This is a genomic window from Algoriphagus sp. NF, from assembly GCF_028823735.1.
Lineage (GTDB): Bacteria > Bacteroidota > Bacteroidia > Cytophagales > Cyclobacteriaceae > Algoriphagus > Algoriphagus marincola.
The window spans coordinates 19259-31142 of record NZ_JAPEIB010000043.1 but is presented as its reverse complement, the minus strand read 5'-3'; the positions used below and the strand labels follow the sequence as shown (position 1 = coordinate 31142).

The following is an 11884-nucleotide window of genomic DNA, read 5'->3' as shown; positions in this document are numbered from 1 at the left end:
AAACAAATTTGGATTAATACATGAGCGAAGAAACAAATAAGCCTGAAGAAACCGACGATAGTTTACACAATTCAGTGCCTGTCACAGGCATGTATAAGGATTGGTTTTTGGACTATGCTTCCTATGTAATTCTGGAGCGCGCTGTTCCAGCCATTGAAGATGGTCTGAAGCCTGTTCAGCGCCGAATTCTCCATGCCATGAAGGAAATGGATGATGGGCGCTTCAACAAAGTCGCCAATATCATCGGTCAATCCATGCAGTATCACCCACATGGCGATGCTTCGATTGGTGATGCCATCGTTAATTTGGGACAAAAGGATCTGCTCATTGAGACCCAGGGTAACTGGGGTGACATTCGCACCGGTGATTCAGCTGCAGCCGCCAGATATATAGAGGCCAGACTTTCCAAGTTTGCTCTTGAAGTAGTCTTTAATCCACAGACTACGGATTGGCAATTGTCCTATGATGGAAGAAAGCGAGAGCCGGTTACTTTGCCTGTTAAATTCCCTTTACTCTTAGCTCAAGGGGTGGAAGGAATTGCCGTGGGGCTATCTACCAAGATATTGCCTCACAACTTCTGCGAACTGATTGAAGGCTCGATAGAAATTTTGAAAGGCAATACCACTAACGTACTCCCGGATTTCCTGACGGGAGGTTTGGCAGATTTTTCAGAATACAATGGGGGCCTTCGAGGAGGAAAAGTAAAAGTTCGAGCAAGAATTGAAGAGGAGGATTCCAAGACTCTCGCAATTAAGGAGATACCTTTTGGAACTACTACTGATTCTTTGATTGATTCAATCCTCAAAGCAAACGATAAAGGAAAGATAAAAATCAAGAAAGTCGTAGATAATACGGCTAAGGATGTTGAAATCCAGATTCATCTTGCCTCGGGAGTTTCTCCTGATGTGACAATCGATGCATTATATGCTTTCACGGATTGTGAGGTTTCCATCTCTCCAAATGCCTGTGTCATTGTCAATGAAAAGCCGGTTTTCATTTCAGTTAATGAAATTCTGGAATACAATACCAAGCAGACCAAGAAGCTTCTCAAGCAGGAATTAGAAATCCGAAAAGGGGAGTTGATGGAGAAATTGCTCTTCTCATCCCTTGAAAAGATCTTCATTGAAAACAGAATCTATCGAGACATAGAGGAATGTACCACTTGGGATGAGGTTTTGCAGGCAATTGATAAAGGATTGGATCCTTATAAGCCTGATTTCTATCGGGAAATTACCCAAGAAGACTTGGTTCGACTGACCGAAATAAAGATCAAGCGTATCTCCAAATACGATTCCTTCAAGGCAGATGAGTTGATGAAGCGCCTGCAGGATGAATTGAAAGAAGTCAATCACAACCTAAGACACCTTACAGACTATTCGATCAAATACTATGAACGATTGCTCGAGAAGTATGGAAAAGGAAGGGAGCGGAAAACTGAAATACGTGCCTTTGATACCATTCAAGCCACTGTAGTAGCTGCAAACAATGCCAAGCTCTACGTCAATCGCAAAGATGGATTTGTAGGCTCAGGTCTAAAAAAAGAAGAATTTGTTTGTGATTGTTCGGACTTAGATGACATCATCGTCATTCGCAAGGACGGAAAAATGATGGTTTCTAAGATTCAGGATAAGGTCTTCATGGGTAAGGATATCCTCCATGTTGGGATCTATCGAAAAACAGATGATCGACTCACCTTTAATCTGATTTACCTGGACGGAGCCTCAGGGAGAGCGATGGTTAAGCGCTTCCAGCCTGGTGGTGTCACTCGAGATCGAGAATACGATTTGACCAAGGGTACAAAAGGTTCCAAGACCTTATATCTGACAGCCAATCCGAATGGAGAAGCCGAAATCGTCACCGTTTATTTGACTCAGGGTGCCAAGGCCAGGGTTAAGGTTTTTGACTTTGATTTTGCTGATTTGGATATCAAAGGAAGAGGAGCAGGGGGTAATATCTTGACAAGGTATCCGGTCCGAAAAGTTCAGCTGAAGATGGAGGGTGTCTCCACGCTTGGTGGCTTGGACATCTATTACGATCCGGTAGTTGGTCGTCTGAATACCGATGAAAGAGGTAATTTGATTGGTAATTTCTTAGGAGAGGATCGGATTTTAGTTTGTTATAAATCAGGGGATTATGAGCTGACCAACTTTGAATTGACTAATCGCTACGAGCCAAATGATGTATTGCTGATCGAAAAATTCGACCCCGAGAAGGTCTTGTCTGCTGTCTATTACGATGGGGGAAGCAAGAATTATTTCGTCAAGCGATTCCAAATTGAAACAACTACCCTGAATAAGAAATTTAATTTCATCACGGATCATCGATCTTCAGCTCTTAAGTTGATCTCTTCCGAAAAACAGCCTCAGGTGAAAGCTATCGTCACAAAAGGAAAGGAAGAAGAAGAACAAGTCTACGACTTGGATATGATCATTGATGTAAAGGGCTGGAAGGCTATGGGTAATAAATTGAGTTCTTACCCGATAAAAAGCTTGGAGCTAATTGCTCAGAAAAAAGAGGAAAAGCAATCCTCAAAGGAGGAAAATAAGGATGAAGATTCCGACGAAATAGAGATTGGAAGCACGGTGGATCTATCACCCAAAAAGGATAGTGACGAAGAGCAATTAGGCTTGTTTTGATGCAATAAAGGCCATGGGTGATATTGAATCGGATTTTGATAAGGGGCTTCTCGATTACTTGGGACAGTATGTTACTGATCATAAGAAAAAGGTAATCGAGGAAGTTCTTGCCAAGCGCACCCGACATTTTACCGTCGTCCTGGAAGATATCTACAAACCGCACAATGCCAGTGCTGTGATTCGTACTTGCGATTGCTTTGGTATTCAGGATTTACATGTCATTGAGAAGACCAATGCCTACAAAATCAACCCTTATGTAACCCGAGGAGCATCTCAATGGGTGGATTTGCATAAATACTATAATCCAGAAGGCTCTTCGGTGGACATGTGTTTTGATCAACTTCGGGGTCAGGGATATAAGATCCTTGGCACAAGCCCTAATGCAAATTCAATCCCGATTTCGGAATTAAAGGCCGATGAGAAAATTGCTTTGGTTTTCGGAAATGAGCATGAAGGAATCTCTTCAGAAGTCCAGGGAAAAGTCGATGGATTGGTTCATATTCCTATGTTAGGCTTTACAGAAAGCTTCAATATATCTGTTTCAGCCTCCATCTTTCTTTTCGATCTGGTTCAGAAAACTCAGAAACTTGATATTCCGGATTTTCACCTAAAGGAGGATGAAAAAAACTTTCTTAGGCTAAAGTGGTATCGCAGTATTGTGAAGCGATCAGATCTTCATGAGAAGATGTATTTTGAGAGTTTGAAAGGAAATTAGTAAGCCGGTCCAATCTTCAATTTTTCCCAAAAGCTGCTTTTTTCGGAGCTATTTGCCTTTCTGGCTTTTTGACGCTGCTTTGCCCTCTTTTTTTGTTCTTTGCTCTTTACCAATACGGTTCTGGCTGAAATCCCGACTTGACCTCTAAAAAACTCTTCCCGCCCGGCAATATTGATGTTTGGTTTGTAATCAAGTGAAATCACTGCATTCGCTACGGTCAATTCCAATCCTGCAATCATATCAAGTCCAAAAGTTGAGTTTCCGTATGTGTGCACGATTTGCCGTGTTTCAGGTATTTTTTGAAAGCTTTCCTCATTTCCGAAGGCTGGTCCTGCACCTAAATAGTAATTGAATCTCTTTGAAATAATGGGTCTATGGAATTTTGCCAAAGCAGAAAAGGTGGTGTTTCTCGAGAAGTCAGACTGAAGAATCAATTCTGCTGAAATACGCTTTTGGATTAGTTGCTCAAGCGTAAGTCCTACTGTACGGTTCAGATCTGAACTTCCTACACGATGACCTAATGCGGTACCATATCGTTGAGCTTTCACGGATGAAGGAAGGCTGATTATCGCTGCGAAAAATAGAAATAGTGCTGCTTTTTTAATGTAATTTGTCTGCATATCATCCTCAGTTCCAAATTTTATTCCAACTTAGAACCAAGCTACTTTATTCCTCTTATTGACAAAATCCTGGTTTATGAAGAAGACTTTAAAAATCATCGGTCTCATCCTGGCCTTGGCTTTCATTTCCTGTATTATTTGGGTTTTTATTCAGACGAAAGACCGGCATCCTGATTATTGGGTGGATTTGGAATTGGAAGGAGAGCAAAACGAAATTCTTGCAGGCTTTTCTAAGGTATCTATTACTCCGACCTACTTTGAAACCTGGACCGATGCCAACGGAGATGCTCAATACAATCCTGAGGATGGAGATACTTTTGAGGATAAAAATCAAAATGGTGAGTTTGATGCTATTTGGTTAGCAGGTTTTCAAAATAATCGACCAGCACAGGGAGTACTCGACTCTTTGTGGGCTAGAACGATGGTGCTGGATGCCGGAAATGTCAAAATGGCCTTGTGTGTGATAGATATGATTGGCTTTGGAAATGATGAGATTATCAGCACGAGAAAGCTAATCGAAGCGCAAATTCCTTGGATTGATTTTGTGATTATTGCCAGTACACATGTTCACTCTTCTCCTGACCTGATGGGAATGTGGGGACCCTCCAGCTTCAAGCGGGGAGTCAATCCGGAATACCTGGATCAGGTGCAAAGAGGAATAGTAAAAAGTGTGGAAGAGGCTTACAAATCCTTACGTCCGGCAGAATTTAAGTTTGCAGAGGAAACTGACCGGCTTAAGCCTTTGGTAGGGGATACGCGGCCACCGGTGATTTTGGATGCGAGTCTTCGCCTGATGCAAGTTTTGGATAGAGAGACAGGAGAAACGCTTGGTACCATAATGAATTGGGGAAATCACCCCGAAACGCTCTGGTCTCAGAATATTCAAATCAGTTCAGACTTTCCAAGTACTTGGAGAGATGGAGTGGAAAATGGGATTTCTCTTTCTGATTCCATGAGTATTGATGGGTTTGGCGGCGTAGCGATCTTCCTGAATGGTGCCGTAGGTGGCTTGATGACTACTCATCCCAGTATGCCGATACAAGACCCGATTTCTGGAGAAGAGCTTTTGGAGCCAAGTCCCGAAAAAATGAAAGCACAGGGAGATATTCTGGCTCAAATCACTCTGGAAACCCTTGCTGATACAAGCTTTAATACTTTCTCCAAGGTGAATTTGAGACTGAAAGCTAAAAGTTTTGCACTTCCACTGGATAATAAGCTTTTTCAATTAGCGGCGGTCATCGGAATTTTTGACAGAGGTTTTGTCAGTTGGAAAAAAATCCGATCTGAAATCGCCATTTGGGAATTAGGACCGGCAAGCTTTTTACATGTCCCGGGAGAACTTTATCCTGAAATTCTTCATGGAGGAATAGAATCTCCCGAAGGAGCTGACTTTGGAATAGAACCGGTAGAGGTGCCAGCAATCAATGCTTTGACTTCTGGTCAATTCAGGTTTTTCGGTGGAATTTCCAATGATATGATTGGTTATATCATACCTAAAAGTCAGTGGGATGTAGAACCTCCATATACCTATGATTATGAAGATCGGCCTTATGGGGAGATTAATTCAGTGGGACCTGAAACTGCCCCTATCCTTCATCAGGAGTTGAAGTCCTTGTTGCAGGATTTTTATAAAAAAAATCCCCAGTGATGGGGATTTAAAATTTAATCTTGGTGGATAATGATTTTTTCTATTTTATCACCCGGCCGAATATCGTCGATGATATCCAAGCCTTCTACAACCTTACCGAATACGGTGTGATTTCGATCTAGGTGTCGCGTGTTGTCACGATTGTGACAAATGAAAAACTGCGATCCACCTGTATTTCGGCCAGCATGGGCCATTGAGAGCACTCCTCTGTCATGATATTGATTGTCACCAGTCAATTCGCAATCGATTTGATAGCCTGGTCCTCCTCTTCCTGTACCTTCAGGACAACCTCCCTGAATCACAAAATTGGGAATTACCCGATGGAAAGTAAGTCCATCGTAGAATCCTTTTTCGGATAAATCCACAAAATTTTTGACAGTGTTAGGGGCATCCTTCTCGAAAAATTCCACTTTCATGGTTCCTTTCTCCGTAATAATCTCTGCTGTTTTCATTTTTCTAATAATTAATGGCATAAAAATAAACGGAGAATATTAATTCGTAGCATAAAAATTAATAATCTATAGAAAAAGCCCGCTCAAAATGATGCGGGCTTCGGTCACATTTGGGTTATTGAATATTTTAGAAGTTTGGAGCCCCTTTGAGAATATCCTCGGAGGCATAATCTTCAAATTGTTTGAAATTTTCGATAAAGGACTTGGCTAGCTTTGAAGCTTGGAGATCATAATCCTCAGGATTTTTCCAAGTTCTTCGCGGATTAAGGACTTCGCTAGGTACTTCTGGACAAGTTTGTGGAACATCAAATCCGAAATATCGGTGGGTCTTAAACTCCACTGAATCAAGCTTTCCTTCCAAAGCGGCAGTGATCATCGCACGTGTGTAACTTAGCTTCATCCTAGAGCCAATTCCATAAGGGCCTCCAGTCCAGCCAGTGTTGATTAGCCAAACATTAGTCTGGTACTTTTCCATTTTTTCGCCAAATAGCGTAGCATAAGCTGTGGGGTGTAGCGGTAAAAATGCCGCTCCAAAACAAGCAGAAAAGGTCAATTTTGGCTCGGTAATGCCCATTTCTGTACCAGCCACCTTTGCCGTGTATCCTGAAATAAAATGATACATGGCCTGACTTTTGTTTAATCTGGAAATGGGAGGAATCACTCCAAAGGCATCTGCAGTCAAGAAAAAGATATTCTTAGGCACAGGGGCTATAGAAGGTTCCTTTGCATTTGGAATAAAATTGATGGGATAAGCCGTACGGGTATTTTCAGTGACAGACTTATTTGCAAAATCCACTTCTCTCGAGCCGTCCTTAAAACGGGTGTTTTCTACAATGGAGCCGAATTTGATCGCATCCCAAATCTCAGGCTCTTTTTCCCTAGTCAAGTCAATGACTTTAGCGTAACAGCCACCTTCAAAATTGAAAACGCCATGCTCAGTCCATCCGTGCTCATCATCACCAATCAGAGATCGATTTGGATCAGCAGATAGGGTGGTCTTCCCTGTTCCAGAAAGGCCAAAGAAAATAGCCGTGTCATCGTCTTTTCCCACATTGGCAGAACAATGCATAGAGAGAGTCTGATGCTCATGAGGTAGTAGATAATTTAAGACGGAGAAAATACCTTTTTTCATTTCTCCGGCATATCCTGTCCCTCCAATCAGAATCATTCGCTTGCTCAGATTCAAAATAGCAAAATTGGGGCTCTTTGTACCATCGACCTCTGGATCTGCCTGAAAGCCAGGTGCGCAGATGATGGTAAAGTCGTTTTCAAAGTTTTCTAATTCTTCAGCACTCGGTCTCAAGAACATATTGTTGCAGAAGAGATTGTGCCATGCCCAAGTATTTACAACTCGGATGTTTAACCGGTATTCTGGATCAGCTCCAGCATAAGCATCCCTTACAAAGAGATCTTTGTCTGCTAGAAATTGCTTCATTTTTTCAAGCAACTGATCAAACTTTTCTTCCTCAAAAGGAATATTGATATCTCCCCACCAGACCGAGTCGGCAGTCTTAGCATCGCGAACGATGTATCGATCCTTGGGAGATCTTCCGGTAAATTTTCCCGTGTCCGCCATCAAGGCACCGGTTGAGGTGAGTGATCCTTCATTCCTTGCCAATGCGTGCTCTACAAGTTCGGCAGGTGGAAGGTTGTAGTGGATTTTTCCAGTCGTGTGGAGATCTAGAAATTCCAAAGGAGAAGTCTGGGCATCCAGCGCTAAATCCTGCATAAAATTTGGGTTTATATTCTGAAAATATCTTGGTCAAAATTAAAGAAAAATACCAGATTGAAAATCAAAAAATCTGCTTTTTTTGACCATTCAATCGATTACGAAAGATTTTCAATAAATTATTTGGTGGCCTTTCAAAAATGTAGTATTAAAGCAATTTGTTCGCTGACTTTTATCATAGTTTGAAGTGAAATTTATTATTCTGAGGAAAGCTTTTTTTGGAACGAAGTCCAGAATTCTCTTATCATTGTAAAAATCTATCCAACCAAAAGAAATTATCCTTGGAAACACCTAATAATCCGGAATTCGAAGGGCCAACTATTTTTGGCCATCCAAAAGGGCTGATGACGCTCTTCTTTACTGAAATGTGGGAGCGATTTAGCTACTACGGAATGCGGGCTTTGCTTATCCTTTTTATGACAGCTGCCATCACCGAAGGGGGCCTTGGTTTCGATGACAAAACATCAGGAGCTATCTACGGACTTTATACTATGGGAGTCTATCTTTTGGCACTTCCCGGGGGTTGGCTGGCTGATAGGCTTTTCGGTCTAAAAAAATCAGTCTGGTACGGTGGTATCATCATTGCCATGGGGCACTTTACGATGGCTCTACCCGGCATCTTTTCATCGGGTGATTATGCTTCTAAAACGGCATTAAATACACTGGATACCACTTCATTCTTTCTTGGACTCATTCTTATCGTCTTTGGTACTGGACTTTTAAAACCTAATATCAGTTCGATCGTAGGCCAGCTTTATCCAGAAGGAAGCTCGAAGCGAGATGCAGGATTTTCAATCTTTTACATGGGAATCAACCTTGGTGCTCTGATTGCTCCAATTGCTTGTAGCACTTTAGCCGAATACGATTGGCACCTTGGTTTTGGTTTAGCTGGATTTGGGATGGTGCTAGGATTGATTCAATACAAATTGACAGGTAGCTCTCTAGAAGGATATGGGGATGCGCCTATTGTGTCAGATGACTTTGAGCAGGCCAAGCAAAATAAATTGAAATCAGCAGTTACCTGGATAGGGATAGTCTTGGTTGGACTGATAGGAATTTTGTTTACTGGCATCGTTCCTATCGATGTGGTAGCTATTGCCGGGGCATCAGGTACTATCATTGCCTTGGTTGCTTTTGCATATCTGGGCTATGTGATCCTGTTTGGAGGATTAGACAAGTCTGATAGAAATAAAGTCGGGGTAATTGCTATTCTATTTTTATTCTCTGCGATGTTTTGGTCAGGCTTCGAACAGGCTGGGTCTACCTTGAATCTTTTCGCAGAGCGATTTACAGATCGTTCGGTTCTTGGTTTTGAGATTCCAACAGGTTATTTCCAATCGATCAATTCCATGTTCATTATCATTTTCGCGCCGATCTTTGGCGGTCTATGGGTATGGTTGGGAAGAAGAAATCTTGAGCCTAGTTCTCCAATGAAATTCACCCTTGGCTTATTCATGTTGGGTATGGGCTTTTTAGTGATGTATTTCGCCGCCAAAATCGCAGCTTCTGGTGAGCTAGCAGCACCAACTTGGCTAATATTCACTTACATGCTTCACACATTCGGTGAGCTGGCACTTTCACCGGTTGGTTTGAGTTTGGTAACCAAACTAGCTCCAAAAGGCTATGGAGGTCAAATGATGGGAATTTGGTTCCTGTCAGTTTCACTAGGAAACCTCTTTGCAGGATTGATTGCAGGTGAGGCGAGTGGTGGTACCGAAGAGGCTTTGGCTCAAATGCCGGATCAGTACATGTTGATCGTTTACACAGTGATTGGTTCTGCGGCCTTGCTATTCATTCTGAGACCAATGATTCGAAAAATGATGGGTAACGTTCATTAAGATTACTCACAGGAATAAACGGAAAAAGGCTATCGATCTGATAGCCTTTTTTATTTTTTGGGTCTCTAGCAAATTTGCAATAGGCTTTTATTTAAAATAAACTGGTTTGAACTGTGGCAGGCTTGCTTGCCTGTATGGTTCCTTTCAGCATATCCTGAAGAAGTTTCAGGAATCCAGGTTGCAAACTCTCCGGATTGATTTTTACTTCTTTTCCATCATAACCTACAGGGCCGAGCATTTTTTCAAAACCGATGATCATGCTCCAAATCGTATAAAAAGTGATCTCAGGCTGAAGTTCAGGCCGGATACTTCCATCCTTGATTCCCTGGCTGACCATCATCACCCCAAATTTGGCTGGCTCATGGTGGATTTCCAGGAGCTTTTGGAAGTGCTGACTCTCTAGAATTAGCGGATCAATTTCTTTTCTGCTCTCTTCCTGATTGTACTTTTTGACCAAATCCATAAAATTGATAATGGCATCGTAGAGGATTTGATTTTTGCTGGCAAAGTCTACCACTCGGATGACCAAATCGCTGATTTTCTCCATTCCGGTTTTTCCTTTGCTCAAATAAACTTCCCGAAATTCATCCTTAAATTGATCAAAGGCCTTCTTGGTCAAAGCCATGAAAAGGTCTTCCTTATTCTTATAATAAAAGTAGGTGAGGCCTTTGCTCATTCCTACCTCTTGGGAAATATCACTCATTCTGGTAGCCTGATAACCCTTGGAAGTGAAGAGTCGGATGGCGGCATCCAAAATGAGTTTTTCTTTATTCTTTTCTTTAGGCATGGATTGCTTGAGCTAAAATGTAATTCAAAAGTGAATTTATTAAACCTGGGTCAAAAAACAGAAGGGCTTTAAAAAGAAAAAGACAAAAAATGGCCAAAATTTAATTTTGACCATTTTTTGTCAAACTATCAGGCTTCTACTTTGACGATGAAGTAATTCTTTTTGCCTTTTTGGACCAAAAGATATTTTCCCTGCAGAAGCTTCGATTCAAACTTTCCATTGGGATCGGTAATTTTTTCCTTGTTGATACTCAAGCCACCGCCTTGGATGAGTTTGCGAGCTTCACCCTTCGAACCAAAGATCACCCCTTGCGTCATTTCGCCAAAAAGATCCAAGTTTGACTCCAGCTGTTCAAATTCAGCCTTAGAAATCTCTACTTGTGGGACCCCTTCGAATACCTGCAGGAAGGTTCTCTCGGCTAATTTGGATAAATCTTCCGTTGAGGATTTCCCAAAAAGTATTTGCGAAGCTTTGACTGCAAGCTCATATTCTTCCTCGCTATGCACCATGGTAGTGACCTGCTTAGCGATTTCTTGCTGAAGCAATCGAAGGTGAGGAGCTTCTTGATGCGCTTTTTCCAGGTCTTCAATTGTTTTCTGGTCCAAGACGGTGAAGATTCGAATGTATTTGGAAGCATCTTCATCTGATACATTCATCCAAAACTGATAGAATGCATATGGAGATGTTTTTTCTGGATCCAACCATACCGAACCGCTTTCAGTCTTTCCAAACTTACTTCCGTCCGCTTTGGTGATAAGAGGAACCGTCAATGCATATGCAGGTCCTCCACCCATTCTTCGGATAAGCTCTGTACCAGTGACGATATTTCCCCATTGATCCGAACCGCCAAGCTGCACGGTGCAATTGTTGTTTTTCCAGAGATGGTAAAAATCATAGCCTTGAATGAGCTGGTAAGAAAACTCCGTGAAGGAAAGGCCATTTCCGTCCTCTAGTCTTCTTTTGACACTATCTTTTGCCATCATATAGTTGACAGTGATGTGTTTTCCTACATCCCTGATAAACTCAAGAAAGGAGAATTTTGACATCCAGTCATAATTATTGACTAGTTCAGCTTTGTTTCCGGTGTCACTGCTGAAGTCAAGGAATTTAGCCAGCTGATTTTGGATAGACTTGACATTGTGATCCAAAGTCTCTTTGTCTAGAAGATTTCGCTCGGCAGACTTGAAAGAAGGATCGCCGATCATTCCTGTAGCACCTCCGACCAATGCAAATGGCTTATGTCCTGCGCGCTGAAAGTGTAATAGCGTCATAACACCTACCAAATGCCCGATATGAAGTGAATCTGCAGTGGGGTCAAATCCCAGGTAGGCAGAAGCCATTCCTTTATTCAGGTGTTCTTCGATTTCCGGAGTCATATCCTGGAGCATTCCTCTCCAGCGTAGTTCTTCTATAAATGAATTCATGTGCAGCTTTTCCTAATTAAGCCGCAAATATAGGC

9 protein-coding genes are annotated in these 11884 nt (G+C 42.0%); 4 read left to right on the top strand and 5 right to left on the bottom strand.

What is annotated here, in order from left to right:
* Positions 1-20: 20 nt before the first annotated feature.
* On the top strand, positions 21-2636 hold the full coding sequence (locus OU792_RS16245) for a DNA gyrase/topoisomerase IV subunit A (RefSeq protein ID WP_274670729.1): 2616 nt from the start codon (positions 21-23) through the stop codon (positions 2634-2636).
* Between the two features lie 13 nt (positions 2637-2649).
* Positions 2650-3351, top strand: coding sequence for a TrmH family RNA methyltransferase (locus OU792_RS16240; protein ID WP_274670728.1), 702 nt, complete (start codon positions 2650-2652; stop codon positions 3349-3351).
* Here OU792_RS16240 and OU792_RS16235 read toward each other — a convergent pair.
* A complete protein-coding gene (locus tag OU792_RS16235) occupies positions 3348-3971 on the bottom strand; it encodes a hypothetical protein (RefSeq protein ID WP_274670727.1) in 624 nt (207 codons plus the stop codon). The genes OU792_RS16240 and OU792_RS16235 overlap by 4 nt on opposite strands.
* A 76-nt stretch (positions 3972-4047) precedes the next feature.
* On the opposite strand from OU792_RS16235, the gene OU792_RS16230 reads away from it, so the two are divergent.
* Entirely contained in the window at positions 4048-5619 is a 1572-nt protein-coding gene (locus OU792_RS16230) for a hypothetical protein (RefSeq protein WP_274670726.1), read from the top strand.
* 14 nt (positions 5620-5633) lie between these two features.
* Here the strand turns inward: OU792_RS16230 and OU792_RS16225 are convergent, their stop codons facing one another.
* Together OU792_RS16225 and pckA are read right to left on the bottom strand one after the other, a co-directional pair.
* Complete coding sequence (locus OU792_RS16225; protein WP_274670725.1) at positions 5634-6071, bottom strand: peptidylprolyl isomerase; 438 nt, start codon at positions 6069-6071, stop codon at positions 5634-5636.
* Positions 6072-6198: 127 nt separating this feature from the next.
* Positions 6199-7800, bottom strand: coding sequence for a phosphoenolpyruvate carboxykinase (ATP) (pckA, locus tag OU792_RS16220; protein ID WP_274670724.1), 1602 nt, complete (start codon positions 7798-7800; stop codon positions 6199-6201).
* Between the two features lie 344 nt (positions 7801-8144).
* Between pckA and OU792_RS16215 the strand changes: the two genes are divergently transcribed.
* Positions 8145-9638 (top strand): peptide MFS transporter, encoded by a 1494-nt coding sequence (locus OU792_RS16215; protein WP_446698914.1) that lies wholly within the window; start codon positions 8145-8147, stop codon positions 9636-9638.
* 91 nt (positions 9639-9729) lie between these two features.
* Here the strand turns inward: OU792_RS16215 and OU792_RS16210 are convergent, their stop codons facing one another.
* Entirely contained in the window at positions 9730-10425 is a 696-nt protein-coding gene (locus OU792_RS16210; protein ID WP_274670722.1) for a TetR/AcrR family transcriptional regulator, read from the bottom strand.
* Positions 10426-10553: 128 nt separating this feature from the next.
* Positions 10554-11849, bottom strand: a complete 1296-nt coding sequence (gene tyrS, locus OU792_RS16205) for a tyrosine--tRNA ligase (RefSeq protein ID WP_274670721.1) — start codon at positions 11847-11849, stop codon at positions 10554-10556.
* Positions 11850-11884 lie beyond the last annotated feature (35 nt).